This window comes from Aliiroseovarius crassostreae, from assembly GCF_049803815.1.
Taxonomy (GTDB): Bacteria; Pseudomonadota; Alphaproteobacteria; order Rhodobacterales; family Rhodobacteraceae; genus Aliiroseovarius; species Aliiroseovarius crassostreae_A.
On the sequence record NZ_JBNAGI010000002.1, the window covers coordinates 167,699 to 181,452 of the forward strand.

The 13,754-nt window shown below is 59.1% G+C and carries 16 protein-coding genes and 1 tRNA gene; 11 read left to right on the forward strand and 6 right to left on the reverse strand.

The window, feature by feature from the left end; translation table 11 throughout:
• The first annotated feature begins 159 nt into the window (after nucleotides 1-159).
• Complete coding sequence (locus tag ACP15V_RS06605; protein WP_424942883.1) at nucleotides 160-1,917, forward strand: NAD(P)H-hydrate dehydratase; 1,758 nt, start codon at nucleotides 160-162, stop codon at nucleotides 1,915-1,917.
• Here the strand turns inward: ACP15V_RS06605 and ACP15V_RS06610 are convergent.
• Both ACP15V_RS06610 and ACP15V_RS06615 read right to left on the reverse strand, forming a co-directional pair.
• Complete coding sequence (locus ACP15V_RS06610; RefSeq protein ID WP_424942884.1) at nucleotides 1,914-2,321, reverse strand: Hint domain-containing protein; 408 nt, start codon at nucleotides 2,319-2,321, stop codon at nucleotides 1,914-1,916. The two genes, ACP15V_RS06605 and ACP15V_RS06610, sit on opposite strands and share 4 nt — an antisense overlap.
• Before the next feature lie 106 nt (nucleotides 2,322-2,427).
• Nucleotides 2,428-2,958, reverse strand: a complete 531-nt coding sequence (locus ACP15V_RS06615) for a Hint domain-containing protein (protein WP_424942885.1) — start codon at nucleotides 2,956-2,958, stop codon at nucleotides 2,428-2,430.
• A 232-nt stretch (nucleotides 2,959-3,190) separates the two neighbouring features.
• Between ACP15V_RS06615 and ACP15V_RS06620 the strand changes: the two genes are divergently transcribed.
• A tRNA-Leu gene (locus tag ACP15V_RS06620) sits at nucleotides 3,191-3,275 on the forward strand.
• A 22-nt stretch (nucleotides 3,276-3,297) separates the two neighbouring features.
• Nucleotides 3,298-4,629 (forward strand): trigger factor, encoded by a 1,332-nt coding sequence (tig, locus tag ACP15V_RS06625; protein WP_424942886.1) that lies wholly within the window; start codon nucleotides 3,298-3,300, stop codon nucleotides 4,627-4,629.
• 219 nt (nucleotides 4,630-4,848) lie between these two features.
• Here tig and ACP15V_RS06630 read toward each other — a convergent pair whose 3' ends face one another.
• Nucleotides 4,849-5,319 carry a transglycosylase SLT domain-containing protein gene (locus ACP15V_RS06630; RefSeq protein ID WP_424942887.1) on the reverse strand — a complete coding sequence of 157 codons (471 nt, stop codon included), beginning with the start codon at nucleotides 5,317-5,319 and terminating at the stop codon, nucleotides 4,849-4,851.
• Nucleotides 5,320-5,514: 195 nt separating this feature from the next.
• Here ACP15V_RS06630 and ACP15V_RS06635 point away from each other — a divergent pair, with 195 nt between their 5' ends.
• Nucleotides 5,515-5,886 carry a DUF1428 domain-containing protein gene (locus ACP15V_RS06635; protein WP_424942888.1) on the forward strand — a complete coding sequence of 124 codons (372 nt, stop codon included), beginning with the start codon at nucleotides 5,515-5,517 and terminating at the stop codon, nucleotides 5,884-5,886.
• A gap of 66 nt (nucleotides 5,887-5,952) precedes the next feature.
• Here ACP15V_RS06635 and rplI read toward each other — a convergent pair whose 3' ends face one another.
• The 3 genes from rplI to rpsF are packed head-to-tail and all read right to left on the reverse strand — an operon-like array spanning nucleotide 5,953 to nucleotide 7,196.
• Entirely contained in the window at nucleotides 5,953-6,582 is a 630-nt protein-coding gene (gene rplI / locus ACP15V_RS06640; protein ID WP_424942889.1) for a 50S ribosomal protein L9, read from the reverse strand.
• 10 nt (nucleotides 6,583-6,592) lie between these two features.
• A complete protein-coding gene (rpsR, locus tag ACP15V_RS06645; RefSeq protein WP_173487268.1) occupies nucleotides 6,593-6,820 on the reverse strand; it encodes a 30S ribosomal protein S18 in 228 nt (75 codons plus the stop codon).
• Between the two features lie 19 nt (nucleotides 6,821-6,839).
• Complete coding sequence (gene rpsF / locus ACP15V_RS06650) at nucleotides 6,840-7,196, reverse strand: 30S ribosomal protein S6 (protein WP_055192645.1); 357 nt, start codon at nucleotides 7,194-7,196, stop codon at nucleotides 6,840-6,842.
• 294 nt (nucleotides 7,197-7,490) lie between these two features.
• Between rpsF and ACP15V_RS06655 the strand changes: the two genes are divergently transcribed.
• The 7 genes from ACP15V_RS06655 to mltG all read left to right on the forward strand — a co-directional run bounded on the left by ACP15V_RS06655 (nucleotide 7,491) and on the right by mltG (nucleotide 13,617).
• Entirely contained in the window at nucleotides 7,491-8,075 is a 585-nt protein-coding gene (locus ACP15V_RS06655) for a hypothetical protein (protein ID WP_424942890.1), read from the forward strand.
• A 138-nt stretch (nucleotides 8,076-8,213) separates the two neighbouring features.
• Nucleotides 8,214-9,152, forward strand: a complete 939-nt coding sequence (gene fabD, locus ACP15V_RS06660) for an ACP S-malonyltransferase (protein WP_424942891.1) — start codon at nucleotides 8,214-8,216, stop codon at nucleotides 9,150-9,152.
• A complete protein-coding gene (locus ACP15V_RS06665; protein ID WP_424942892.1) occupies nucleotides 9,149-9,775 on the forward strand; it encodes an alpha/beta hydrolase in 627 nt (208 codons plus the stop codon). Before fabD ends, ACP15V_RS06665 begins: the two co-directional genes overlap by 4 nt.
• Before the next feature lie 8 nt (nucleotides 9,776-9,783).
• Nucleotides 9,784-10,521 carry a 3-oxoacyl-[acyl-carrier-protein] reductase gene (gene fabG / locus ACP15V_RS06670; protein WP_424942893.1) on the forward strand — a complete coding sequence of 246 codons (738 nt, stop codon included), beginning with the start codon at nucleotides 9,784-9,786 and terminating at the stop codon, nucleotides 10,519-10,521.
• A 220-nt stretch (nucleotides 10,522-10,741) separates the two neighbouring features.
• Nucleotides 10,742-10,975, forward strand: coding sequence for an acyl carrier protein (locus tag ACP15V_RS06675; RefSeq protein ID WP_424942894.1), 234 nt, complete (start codon nucleotides 10,742-10,744; stop codon nucleotides 10,973-10,975).
• 207 nt (nucleotides 10,976-11,182) lie between these two features.
• On the forward strand, nucleotides 11,183-12,445 hold the full coding sequence (fabF, locus tag ACP15V_RS06680; RefSeq protein ID WP_424942895.1) for a beta-ketoacyl-ACP synthase II: 1,263 nt from the start codon (nucleotides 11,183-11,185) through the stop codon (nucleotides 12,443-12,445).
• Nucleotides 12,445-13,617 carry an endolytic transglycosylase MltG gene (gene mltG / locus ACP15V_RS06685; protein WP_424942896.1) on the forward strand — a complete coding sequence of 391 codons (1,173 nt, stop codon included), beginning with the start codon at nucleotides 12,445-12,447 and terminating at the stop codon, nucleotides 13,615-13,617. Before fabF ends, mltG begins: the two co-directional genes overlap by 1 nt.
• Nucleotides 13,618-13,754 lie beyond the last annotated feature (137 nt).

Sequence of the window (13,754 nt, forward strand, 5' to 3'; positions counted from 1 at the left end):
CCAATGGTCGGTTGCGCGTTACAAGAAGACAGACCATTTTCCCTGTGGCGCGACAATTCTGGTGACGCTCGCAGAGGGGTGGGATTGCCAAATTTCAGGGCAGTTGCACAAAAAATAGGCAATGTGGTTCGAAATTGTGCATCTGCTGAAAGGATCAACATGACAGAACTGCTGACCGCCGCCCAAATGCGCGCCATTGAACAGGCCGCCATCGACTCAGGTGAGGTGACCGGGCTTGAACTGATGGAGCGCGCCGGGCGGGGTGTGGTCGAGGCGATTTTTGAGGAATGGCCGGAGCTGGCGTGTGAGGATGAGACCGGGCAGGGGGGCGCTGCCCCCCAGACCAAACCGGTAGCAGGGGGGCTAGCCCCCCAGACCCCCCAGGATATTTCAAGACCAAAGATGCACAGAGCCGTGGTACTTTGTGGGCCGGGCAACAACGGCGGTGACGGGTTCGTCGTGGCGCGTCTGTTGCATGAGCGCGGCTGGGAGGTGGAGGTGTTTCTGTATGGGGACGCCGAGAAGCTGCCGCCGGATGCGCGGGCGAACTTTGAGCGGTGGTGTGAGTTGGGGGCAGTTTCGCAGATGGGTGGGGATGAAATTGATCCCTCCCATCTGAATCATTTCGACATTTGTGTGGATGCGATATTTGGAACCGGGCTTACGCGCCCCATCCCGAGCGAGATCTATTATTTCTTGATTGTTGGGCTTGATGCAGAGGTTTGGGATCCATTTCGTGGTGAATTGTCCCCGAGAATCGTTGCTGTGGATATGCCTTCAGGTCTCAACAGCGATAATGGTCGCCTCCTAACGGATAAAACCGGTGTGCGGGAGATACGCGAGGAGTTCCCGCTGTCTGCGGTGTTGACAGTGACTTTCCATCAAGCCAAACGCGGGCAATTCATAGCTGATGGGGGAGAGGTTTGTGGCAAGGTTGTTGTTGCTGGTATTGGGCTTGATACGAGAGCTTATTGGGCGAGGAACGACTTTATCAAGAACAAAGGTGATTTCGTCCGCGTCGTTGGGTCACCAAATTTTGACGCCCGGGCGAGACACCGGGAGCCTGAAGGATTTCTTGCGGGATATCGTCTTCGAAAGCAAACCGAAATTCACAAATACGCCCACGGCCACGCCCTGATCCTCACAGGCGGGTCCGGGAAAACCGGCGCGGCGCGGCTGGCCGGGCGTGGGGCGTTGCGGATTGGGGCGGGGTTGGTGACGCTGGGCGTGCCGCCCTCTGCCCGCATGGAAGTGGCGGGCCAGATCACCGCGATCATGCAGACCCGTGTCTCTGAGGGGCAGGAGTTGGCGACATTGTTGCAGGACACCCGCCTGAACGCGCTCTGCCTGGGACCGGGGATGGGCCTTGAACGCGCGCGGGAGTTGGTGCCGGTGGCGCTGTTGGCGCAGCGGGCTACCGTTCTGGATGCCGATGCGTTGACCGCTTTTGCCGACCAACCGAAGGCGCTGTTTGATCAGCTCCATGAAACCTGTGTGCTTACCCCCCATGGTGGCGAGTTTGCGCGGCTGTTTCCGGATATCGCGGAAAAACTGAACGCTCCAGCCACCGAAGGTCCTGCTTACTCCAAAGTGGACGCCACCCGCGAGGCGGCAAAGCGGGCGGGCTGTGTGGTGCTGTTCAAGGGGCCGGATACGGTGATTGCGGCACCTGACGGGCGGTGTTCGATCAATTCAGCGCATTACGACCGCGCGGCGCCCTGGTTGGCCACGGCTGGTTCCGGGGATGTGCTGGCCGGCTTTATCACCGGGCTTTTTGCACGCGGCTTTGCGCCGATGCAGGCAGCAGAGACCGCGGCCTGGTTGCATGTGGAATGTGCGCTGGAGTTTGGTCCCGGGCTGATTGCGGAAGATTTGCCGGAAATGCTTCCGAAAGTGTTTCGCAAGCTGAAGATTTAGGCAATCGCCAGCTCTGCACCATCTGCATAGATCACATGGGCGCGGTCAAACACGAGGCGGTAGAGCTTGGTGTTTTCAACGGCTGCTTTTGCCATCTTGCTTGCGCGGATCAATGACGGAGCTTCGCCGCGGATCAGAAAAGCTTGCTCCGGTGCCACGCGCATGTCGCGGTCCGGGCTGTTCTTGCCCAGGCTGTCTTTGGCGACCACCGCGCTTTTGCCGTCATGGCATTTCACGGCGCGCAAGGGCTGCGCACCGATGTCGCGCGTGATGATCTTGTCGCCTGCTTGCAGGTCTTCAACAGCAACTTCACCACGAAGGGTCAGCACAATGGTTCCTTCGGCAAGACCAACCTTGTCAGAGGTCATTGCGGCGACTTCGGCAGTATTCATTTGAACAGTCATGGCAGAACTTTCTGTTTCAACATCCCTGCAGTAACCATTTGTTGGGAAATGGGGCACAAATGGGGCAGGGGTGAGGAAAGTTAATGCGACTGTTGCTGGTACTTGATCAATGGCCCGTCCGGTGGCGAACTGTTTCCCCGATGTGTGATTTCAGGGCTGAAAGTGGGGTGGATGTCATATCAACACCATTAACGCGTACCAAATGCCGTTGATCAAAATGCAGTTGATAAAGCGTCATTGTACCGGGGTCTTCTGAACGCCTGTACACCTGCCCATCCAGAAGGCGGCGGGCGGAGACCAGCAATTGCGATTTGCCGAACATGGCTTTGGCCATCCACCCACGAAGCACAACAGGCTGGTTCGGGGCAACGTGAAACCCGCCCGTATCCCCATCTTGCCATAGCGCATTAGGCACAATTTTAATCATGTCTTGCAGATGCATGGTTTTCTTGGAAATTGCCCGCAGCCGGATCACGCCAATATCGGCGGACACAAGGCGTTCACCCGCCTTTAGATCTTTGATCGGCTTCTCGCCAGCCAGGGTCAAGACCCGCGCATCCGCGCCCAGACCCGATGAATAGATATGACGAACCTGCTGGCCATTGGCCGAAGCAAGCCCCCGCGTTTGAAACGTCATGAGTGCACCACCTGCATCTTATGTATTTGGCCCTCTTACGGGGCACTGCTCTTTTTTATTCCTGATACGGCAACAAACCGTTAAGTGCGACGATTTTTGGGGGGAAGGAAGAAAAGCGCGGTCAGACGTGGCAAACCGGACTCACTTTGCGTTTTTCCTCTCGCATCCCCCGTTGTCCTTTGCTAGAAGGGCGCGAATTCGGCGGCCCCAGTTGGGCTGCCTTCTAGGTTATGCGGGTGTGGCGAAATTGGTAGACGCACCAGATTTAGGTTCTGGCGCCGCGAGGCGTGGGGGTTCAAGTCCCTCCACCCGCACCAAAGTTGAAAGAAGGACAACGACATGCAGGTCACCGAGACCCTGAATGAAGGCCTGAAACGCGGTTATAAAATCGTGGTTCCCGCGGCCGATCTGGACGCGAAGGTCAATGAAAAGCTGGCCGAGGCGCAGCCGGAAGTGGAAATGAAAGGTTTCCGCAAGGGCAAGGTGCCGATGGCGCTTCTGAAAAAGCAGTTTGGTCAGCGCCTGATGGGCGAAGCCATGCAGGAATCGATCGACGGTGCGATGAATTCGCATTTCGAAGCCTCGGGTGATCGTCCGGCCATGCAGCCCGACGTGAAAATGACCAATGAAGATTGGAAAGAAGGCGATGATGTCGAGGTTGAAATGACCTACGAAGCGCTGCCGGACATTCCCGAGGTCGACCTGAAGGGCATCAAGCTCGAGAAAATGGTTGTGAAGGCGGGCGACGCTGACGTGGAAGAGGCCCTGGGCAACCTGGCCGAAACCGCGCAGGATTTCAAAGACCGCAAGAAAGGCGCAAAAGCCAAAGACGGTGATCAGGTTGTGATCAACTTCCTGGGCAAGGTCGACGGCGAAGCTTTCGAAGGTGGCGCTGGCGAGGATTACCCGCTGACCCTGGGCTCGAACTCGTTCATCCCGGGCTTCGAAGATCAGCTGGTTGGCGCGAAAGCCGGTGACGAGGTGGAAGTCAAAGTGACCTTCCCCGCCGAATATGGCGCAGAGCATCTGGCCGGCAAGGACGCTGTGTTCGAATGCACCGTGAATGCGGTGAAAGAACCGGTCGCAGCCGAAATCAACGACGAACTGGCCCAGAAATTCGGAGCCGAAGACTTGGACGGTCTGAAGGGTCAGATTTCCGAGCGTCTGGAAGCTGAGTTCGGCGGAGCTGCGCGCGCTGTCATGAAGCGTAGCCTGCTGGATGAGCTGGACAAACTGGTTGATTTCGACCTGCCGCCGTCGCTGCTCGAAGCCGAAGCCAAGCAGATCGCACACCAGCTGTGGCACGAGGAAAATCCGGACGTGCAAGGGCACGATCACCCGGAAATCGAACCCACTGACGAGCACAACAAACTGGCCGGTCGCCGCGTGCGTCTGGGCCTGCTTCTGGCGGAACTGGGCCAGAAGGCCGAAGTGGAAGTCACCGACGCTGAGTTCACCCAAGCCATCATGAACCAAGCGCGTCAATATCCGGGCCAGGAACGCCAGTTCTTTGAATTCGTTCAGCAAAACCCGCAGATGCGCCAGCAGATTCAGGCGCCGCTGTTTGAAGACAAGGTCATCGACTACATCTTCGAACTGGCCGACGTGTCGGAAAAAGAAGTCTCAAAAGACGACCTGCAAAAGGCCGTTGAGGCGCTGGAAGACGAATAAGCCGGGACACCCCGCTTATGACAAGGCCGTCCCGCTTGGGGCGGCCTTTTTCGATCTCACACAGAAACTCCGATCCCGTCCGACGTCCCTTTATTTTCTGGTCAAAAATATCCTGGGGTGAATTGGCCCCCAAGGGGCCAAGAGGGGCAAGGCCCCTCCCGAGCGAAGCGAGGCCACGCCCAAGCCTGTCGGCCAAAGGTCGTAAAGGCGCGGGAGCCATTACCCCGGCCGCAATCCCGTTTCCACCAACAGCCCCAGCCGCTTGGCTTCGTAATAATACCCACGCGCATACCATTTCATCGCACCGTCAATGCTGCCGCCCGACACCAGATAGGCGCCTTTCAGGTATTTCCCCGCATATTTCAGGTTCACATCCGGGTTCAACAACGCCTTTGCCGGGCCTCGGTGGCCCATTGTCCGGGCGGTTTGCGGCAGGATCTGCAACAGCCCCCAATAAGGTCCGTTGCGTGCCCATGGGCGGTGCGTGCTTTCGCGGATCGCCTGACGATGCACCAGCTCGCGTGGGATCTCGTAATGATCTGCCCACTTGTTGATCAGCGCCCGTAATTCGGGCGTTTCATTGGGGTAAAGCGGCGGATTAAAGCCCGCTGCCTTCGTCACCTTATTCTGAGTGCTTGCGGCTTTGCGACCGGAACAGGCGGTGATCGCGACCGAAGAGAGGGCAAGCATGAAATAGCGTCGGGAGGAAGAGAGTTTTTCTGTCATAGGGCGATGTTAGGGGTTTCGCTCTTGGGCGAAAAGGGGAGAGGGGCATATCAGCAATGCCGCGCCGGTACCGTCCACTCTGCCCCGAGTTTTCTGCCCCGATTTTGCGGTTTCCCCATCTGCCTGTAGAATACCCCTTTCAACCGACAGGAGGTCGATATGACTTACGTAGATGGTTTCGTCATGGCGGTTCCGGAAGCAAACAAGGCTGCGTTTGTGGACCATGCCCATATGTTTGATCAGCTTTTTCTGGAGATGGGGGCACTGCGGGTGACAGAATGCTGGGAGGACGATGTTCCCGACGGAAAAGTAACCGATTTTCGCCGGGCCGTTCAGTCCAACGAAGATGAAAAGGTCGCCTTTTCCTGGGTGGAATGGCCCAACAAGGACATCCGCGACACCGCAATGGCCGAAATGGAAAAGCGCATGAAAGATGATCCGCGCTTTGATCCGGAGAAAAACCCGATGCCCTTTGAGGGGCGGCGGATGATTTTTGGCGGGTTTAGCAAAATTGTCGATCTAAGTCCTTAAATCCGAGTTGTCCAAAAGAAAAAGCCGCCCCGAAGGGCGGCCTTTAAGATGCTGTGAAAAAGAGATTTACTCTTCTTCCGATGCCTCGTCGGCGGCCGGGGCGTCATCGCCTGCCGGTACCAGGTCGTCATCATCCGAAGCGGCGGACCCGATATCGTCGAACAGTTCGGCGATTTCGAATTCGGCTTCAGCTTCAGCCTCAGCAGCCAGTTCCTGGATCGACTTGCCCGAAGCCTGCAGTTCGGCTTCTTCTTCCGAACGGGCCACGTTCAGGTCGATCGACGCTTCCACCTCGGGGTGCAGTTTCACGGTAACCGTGTGCAGACCCAGGTATTTGATGGGGGCGTTCAGGACAACTTGCTTCTTGTCCACGGTGAACCCACCTTCGGTGGCCACATCTGCGGCGTCACGCGGGGTGACCGAACCGTAGAGGGCGCCGGCATCGGAGGCCGAACGAATCACGATGAACTGCTGACCGTCCAGCTTTTCAGCCAGAGCCTCAGCTTCTTTTTTGGTTTCGAGGTTGTGGGCTTCCAGCTGAGCCTTGCGGGCCTCAAAGCTTGCGATGTTCGCTTGCGATGCGGTCAGGGCTTTGCCTTGCGGCAGCAGGAAGTTGCGGGCAAAGCCCGGCTTGACGTCAACCACGTCACCCATTTGGCCCAGTTTGGCCACGCGTTCCAGAAGGATAACTTGCATGATGTTCTCCTTACTTCACGGTGTAGGGCAAGAGGGCGAGGAAGCGGGCGCGTTTGATGGCACGGGCCAGTTCACGCTGCTTCTTGGCCGAAACGGCGGTGATGCGCGAAGGGACGATTTTGCCACGCTCAGAGATGTAGCGCTGCAGCAGACGGGTGTCTTTGTAATCGATCTTCGGGGCGTTTTCACCCGAGAACGGGCAGACCTTGCGGCGGCGGAAAAACGGTTTGCTAGCCATTGTTTAGATCCTTCCGAACTTAGCGGTCACGACCACGGCGGTCGCCGCGTTCGTCACGTTTCTGCATTTGAACCGACGGACCTTCTGCGTGATCGTCGACCTTGATGGTCAGGATCCGCATCACGTCGTCATGCAGGCGCATCAGGCGTTCCATTTCCTGAACCGCAGCGGCAGGCGCGTCGGTTTTCAGAAAGGCGTAATGCCCTTTGCGGTTCTTGTTGATCTTGTAGGCCATCGTTTTGACGCCCCAGTACTCGCTGTCAACGACTTTACCGCCGTTGTCGGCCAGAACGGTGCCAAAATGTTCGACGAGGTTTTCAGCTTGCGCGTTGGACAGGTCCTGGCGCGAGATGAAGACATGCTCATAAAGCGGCATGTGAGCTCCTGTTATATAGACGTGCTTCAAAGCATGGGGCCAACCTTTCCGCGACCCATGCACGAGAGGCAACGCAGTTCAAGACATGCGGAAAGGACAGCGCCTTATACATGCATGGCTGTATGATGCAAGGGGCAAAGCCGGAAAACGATCGGGGATCAAGAGGGGCGGGGCCAGTGGCGCAATACCTTAAAGTTGCACGCGCCCCTACAGTTTCACGCCGCTGCCCAATTCGTGCCATGTTTCTAAGGAAAGTGTTAACGGGACTGAGGGACCGAAACAAAGGGTGCGAAGATGAGCGTGCTGATCGAAACCTACCAAAACGTCAAACCGATTGGTCGGGACAATGATGGCCCGGAACTGACCCATACCCGCTGGGGATATATGATCACGTCTCAGGATGCAGGTGGTATCGCGACGCGCGCCGGCTATCTGGTTGTCCGCTATTTCGGGATCGTCATGGCGTTGGTTGCCATTGGATTGTGGATCGCCCCGGGCACGTCTGTCCACCCCGAGGTCTTGCCCCTTAAGCTGGGGGTCAGTGCCCTGTTCTTCATTGTCGGTGCCGTTGCGGTTTGGGGCAGCGGGAACGATCGCCGTGATGAGATGCAGGTGGATCTGGAACGACAGGAATTCCGCCGTGGCATTCGCCGCGCCAATGGACGTTTCGTATCATTGGTCGAACTTCCTTTGCGGGATGCAGGCGAGCTGTTCGTGACCCGGGGTCTTCAAAATGCCGGTGAAGCGGTGCTTTACATCCGCCGCAAAAGCGCGCCGCAGGCTTTGGAAATTGCCGCTGGCCCCGAAGACCTTTTGCTGCCACTGCAACAGCGCGTTGCAAAAGATCTGAGGCACTACACACATGAAGCGGCGGCCTGAAATCGCCGGAAAAGCCGAACAGAATGAAAGCGGAGGTGCCCCCTCCGCTTTTTCTTTGGGTCTGCTAAACCCGTTGCACCCATGCCCCCCCCGCGCTATGCCCTTTGGGAAAGCTGAATAATGGGAGAAGGAGAGGCCATGAGCCGCGCATTCGTGTTTCCCGGGCAAGGGGCCCAATCGATCGGCATGGGCAGGGCGCTTGCCGAGGCCTACCCAGCCGCAAAAGCCGTGTTTGACGAGGTGGATGACGCGCTGGGGGAAAAGCTGTCCTCACTGATCTGGGAAGGGGCGCAGGAAGACCTGACCCTGACCCAAAACGCCCAGCCCGCGCTGATGGCCACATCATTGGCGGCGGTCAGGGCGCTCGAGGCGGAAGGCGTTGGCGTGGATGCGGCCGCTTATGTGGCCGGGCATTCACTGGGCGAATATTCCGCTCTGGCCGCGGCGGGCACCTTTTCAATCGCGGACACTGCGCGGCTGTTGCGCATTCGGGGCAAGGCCATGCAAGAGGCGGTGCCGGTCGGCGTTGGGGCGATGGCCGCCCTGTTGGGGCTGGATTTCGACACTGCCACTGCGGTGGCCAATGAGGCTGCTCAGGGGCAGGTCTGTCAGGCCGCCAATGACAATGACCCGGCACAGGTTGTGGTGTCGGGCCACAAAGAGGCGGTGGAACGCGCGGTCGAGATCGCCAAGGGCAAAGGCGCGCGTCGCGCGGTTCTTCTGCCGGTCAGCGCCCCGTTTCATTGCGCCTTGATGCAACCCGCTGCCGAGGCGATGGCCGAGGCGCTGGATGATGTGGATATGAACCGCCCGGTCGTGCCGCTCGTCTCGAATGTCGGGGCCTCTGCCGTGTCCGCCACCAGCGTCATCCGCTCGCTTCTGGTTGAGCAGGTCACCGGGTCGGTGCGCTGGCGCGAAAGCGTGGCCTGGATGGCGCGCGAAGGTGTGACCGAGATCTGGGAGATCGGCGCAGGCAAGGCGCTGTCGGGCATGATCCGCCGGATCGCCAAGGACGTATCCACCCGTCAGGTCGGCACGCCCGACGAGGTGAAAGCAGCGGTCGAAGGATTGAAATGAAGCTGGGCGTGGCTCTTGCGGTTGCGGGTGTTGCCGTGCTCGGAGGAGCCTTTGCGACGGGCCTGTGGCAGATCCCGGTGATCCTGATCATGAACCAGATGGACACCACCGCGTTCCGGGTGGACGGATCCCGCCTTGTTATGAACGGTGAAATCAACAGCAAGACCCTGGATCAGTTCGAAGCGGTGATCGCGGACCATCCGCAGATCACCACTTTGTTTGAAGGCCATGTTCCCGGTTCATTGGATGATGACACAATGATCGCCCTGGCTTATCGGGTGCGGGATCTGGGGCTGAAGACCGAACTCGGCGCGGAGAGTGAAATCTATTCCGGTGGGGTGGATCTGTTTCTGGCTGGGGTGGAGCGCCGAGCCACCGAAGGGGCGGTGATCGGGGTGCATTCCTGGTCTGATGGGATGAAGGATGCCATTGAGTACCCACGCGACGCCCCGGAGCATGAGGCCAACCGCGCCTATGTCGAGGCAATGTTGGGAGATGACGCGTTTTACTGGTACACAATCGAGGCAGCTCCGGCGGCCGGGATTCATATCATGACGCGTGAAGAAATCGAGAAATACGGTCTGTTGACCGAACCAATGCGCAAGGCGCAAACGGGAGAGTAGGAGAATACATGTTTGATCTGACGGGAAAGAACGCACTGATCACCGGGGCGTCCGGTGGGATTGGCGGGGCCATTGCCAAGGCGCTGCATGGGGCAGGGGCCACGGTGGCCTTGTCCGGCACGCGGGTGGATCCGCTGGAGGCTTTGGCTGCGGAACTGGGCGAGCGCGCCCATGTGTTGCCGTGCAACCTGTCCGACGCCGAGGCCGTCGATGCGCTGCCGAAACAGGCGATCGAGGCGATGGGGTCGGTGGATATCCTGGTGAACAACGCGGGGATCACCCGCGACCAGATATTCATGCGCATGTCGGATGAGGAATGGGACAGCGTGATCAATGTGAACCTGACCTCAACCATGCGGCTCTGCCGCGGGGTGATGCGCCCGATGATGAAATCGCGCTGGGGTCGAATCATCAACATCAGCTCGATTGTTGGGGCCACCGGCAACCCGGGGCAGGTGAACTATGCCGCGTCAAAGGCCGGGATGGTCGGCATGACCAAATCCATCGCTTATGAGGTCGCCAGCCGTGGCATCACCGCCAACTGCGTCGCCCCCGGGTTCATCGCCACCGCGATGACCGACAAGCTGACCGATGATCAGAAAGACAAGATCAACGTGCAAATCCCCGCGGCCCGCATGGGCGATGCGCAGGAAATCGCCGCGGCGGTGCTGTATCTGGCGTCTCACGAAGCAGGTTACACCACCGGGGCCACCCTGCATGTGAACGGTGGCATGGCGATGCTGTAAGCATTTCTCAAGGGGGAGGTGGCTCCCCCTTGATCCGCGAAACCATTTGCCTATCTTACCCGATGTGTTATAGGCGGCGCAGGTTTTGCCCCGGCTGCTTTTGCACATCCGGGGTTCTCGGCACAACGCGCGGGAAACTGAGCGGCCCCCTGGGGCCAAATGAGAAAGGGCATCTGCCCAACCCAAAGGGCCTAAGCCCTGAACTATGTGAGGATTTATCATGAGCGACGTCGCAGATCGCGTGAAGAAAATCGTTGTTGAGCACCTGGGTGTGGAAGAGGACAAGGTCACGGAATCGGCCTCGTTCATCGACGACCTGGGCGCAGACAGCCTGGACACCGTTGAGCTGGTTATGGCCTTCGAAGAAGAGTTCGGCATCGAAATCCCGGACGACGCTGCCGAGACCATCCAGACCTTCGGCGACGCCGTGAAGTTCATCTCTGAAGCTCAATAAGCTCGGCTGACAGAATTATAGGAAACGGCGCCTTTCGGGGCGCCGTTTTCATTTGTGGGGATGCCCTACATCTCCAAACCAATCCAATTCAATGCGATGGGGGCGACGTGCGGGCAATTGCCCGGATCATGAAAACGCCTTGCCCCGCATGGCTTGCCCGCGTTATTTAACGCTGGAGTAAGAAATACCTTTGAAAGGGCTGCAAATATGCGTCGAGTGGTAGTGACAGGTCTGGGCATGGTGTCGCCGCTGGCCAGCGGGGTGGAAGAAACCTGGAAACGTATTCTGGACGGGCAGTCGGGCGCCGGTCCGATCACCAAGTTCGATGCGTCGAACGTGACCACCAAATACGCCTGCGAAGTGCCGTTTGGTGATGGGTCGGATGGCACGTTCAATCCCGACGACTGGATGGCCCCGAAAGAGCGCCGCAAGGTCGATGATTTCATCCTCTACGGCATCGCGGCCTCGGACATGGCGCTGGCCGATGCGGGGTGGACCCCGGAAGACGAAGAAGACCGTCTGCGCACCGGTGTGATGATCGGGTCGGGCATCGGGGGCCTGTCGTCAATCGCCGACACCGCCGTTCTGATCAAGGAACGTGGTCCGCGCCGCGTGTCGCCTTTCTTTATTCCCGGCTCGCTGATCAACCTGATCTCGGGGCAGGTGTCGATCAAATACGGCTTCAAAGGCCCGAACCACGCGGTTGTGACCGCCTGTTCGACCGGTGCCCACGCCATTGGGGACGCCACGCGCCTGATCCAAACCGGCGACGCGGATGTGATGGTGGCCGGTGGTGCCGAAGCCGCGATCTGCGAGATTGGCATAGCGGGCTTCAACGCCTGTAAGGCCCTGTCGACCAAGCGCGAAGACGACCCGAAGGCCGCGAGCCGCCCCTATGACAATGACCGTGACGGGTTTGTCATGGGCGAGGGCGCGGGTATTGTGGTGCTGGAAGAATATGAACACGCCAAGGCGCGCGGTGCCAAGATCTATGCCGAAGTGCTGGGCTATGGCCTGTCGGGCGACGCCTATCACATCACAGCCCCGTCGGAAGATGGTGACGGGGGCTTCCGTGCGATGACGGCTGCGCTTGCCAAAGCCGGGCTGGAGCCGTCGGCGGTGGATTACATCAACGCCCATGGCACATCGACCATGGCGGACACGGTCGAATTGGGCGCGGTAGAGCGCCTGTTGGGCGATGCGGCGGAGAAGGCCACCATGTCGTCGACCAAATCGTCGATCGGCCACCTTCTGGGCGCTGCTGGTGCGGTCGAAGCGATTTTCTGTGTGCTGGCGCTGCGCGACCAGATTGCGCCGCCGACGCTGAACCTCGACAACCCGGCGGTTGAGCCGCGCCTGTCGCTGGCGGCCAACAAGGCCGAACCGCGCGAGATCAACGTGACGCTGTCCAACAGTTTTGGCTTTGGCGGCACCAATGCGTGTCTGGTCATGGGGAAGGTCGCTGACTGATGTGGCGAAACATTGCGTCTAACGCACTGACCCTGTTCATCGTCATTCTGATTGTCGGGGTGGGGATGATCGCCTGGGGCAAACGCGAGTTTACCCAGCCGGGGCCCTTGGCCGAGGCGGTCTGCCTGAAGGTGGATCGCGGGTCGAATTTCAACCGCGTGTCAAGCAACCTGTCGGAGATGGGGGCAATCTCTTACCCTCAGATCTTCCGGATTGGAGTGAGCTATTCCGAAAAGTCGAACCAGTTGAAGGCCGGGTCGTTCCTGGTGCCCGAGGGCGCGTCGATGGAAGAGATCATCGACATTGTCACCCGGGGCGGGGCGTCGACCTGTGGCACCGAAATCCTGTATCGGATTGGTGTTCTGACCGCAGAAATGCGGGTGCGTGAACTGGATCCGACCACGCAGGAATATAAGGTCACGGCGGAGTTTGATCCCCGCGAAGCCGATGTGGTCGTGCCAGAGGTCTATCAGGCCATGCGCGACGAAGACGACACGCGCTATCGCATTGCGGTGGCCGAAGGGGTGACCAGCTGGCAGGTGGTGGACAGCCTGAAAGCAGCGGATTTCCTGACCGGTGACATCGCCGAGGTGCCACCCGAAGGCAGCCTTGCGCCTGATAGCTATGAGATGAAGCCGGGCGCGTCGCGGGCGGACCTGATCGCGGCCATGATGGCGTCGCAGGCGGATATTCTGGCGAAGGCGTGGGACGCGCGGGCCGAGGGTTTGCCCTATGCGTCGCCCGAGGAGGCACTGATCATGGCCTCAATTGTTGAAAAGGAAACCGGGGTGGCAGACGAGCGCCGCCAGGTCGCCAGCGTCTTTGTAAACCGCCTGAACCAACCGATGCGCCTGCAAACCGACCCGACCGTGATCTATGGGATCACCAAGGGGCAGGGGGCTTTGGGACGCGGTTTGCGCCAGTCTGAACTGCGCCGCGAAACGCCCTATAACACCTATGTGATTGACGGTCTGCCGCCCACACCCATTGCCAATCCTGGCAAAGCTGCGATTGAGGCGGCGTTAAACCCGGCAAACACCGAGTATCTGTTCTTTGTGGCAGACGGCACCGGCGGGCATGCTTTTGCCACCACCTTGCAGGAGCACAATGCCAACGTGGCGAAGTGGCGCGAAATCGAAGCGCAACGCGAGGCTGAGCAGGGGAACCAGTAAACAGATCCTTTCCGTGCCGCGCGCTGTTGCGGCCCGTCGATTTGACGGAACGCACGGTCCCGGATAGGGTCTGACATACGCTAGAAGACGTGGATCAACGGCCCAGGCATTTGCCTCGGGCCGTTTTTTCATGTCGC